Origin of the sequence: Streptococcus sp. OH4692_COT-348, from assembly GCF_003859975.1 — a bacterium.
Lineage (GTDB): Bacteria > Bacillota > Bacilli > Lactobacillales > Streptococcaceae > Streptococcus.
Map to the genome: position 1 here is coordinate 1 of NZ_RQZB01000070.1, position 339 is coordinate 339.

Annotated in this window: 1 pseudogene; it reads left to right on the forward strand. The window is 39.2% G+C overall.

Going from position 1 to position 339, the window contains the following annotated elements:
* Positions 1 to 339 (forward strand): annotated as a pseudogene (locus tag EII37_RS11210) (structural protein); the annotation flags it as partial.

Here is a 339-nt window from a genome sequence, read left to right on the forward strand (position 1 = left end):
ACGATTGGGAGAGTTGGATAGAATACGCTACAAAAGATGATGTTGCAAGGCTGACTCAAATCCCACCTTGGCAAAATCTCGTGCTTGCAAATGGTTGGAATCATCATCAACAGTACAACAATGTACAATATTCCAAGTCGTTTGATGGCGTGGTTTATTTGAGAGGTTCAGCTAATAAAGGAAAAACAGCTACTGAGACAGTGATAGGAACTTTACCAGTAGGTTTCAGACCAACACAGTCATTATACATCTCGACAATCAACAACAATTACACAGTAGCGGTTTTGGGTATCTATTCAAACGGAAATATAGTTGTAAAAGGCAACGTTGACTCAAACT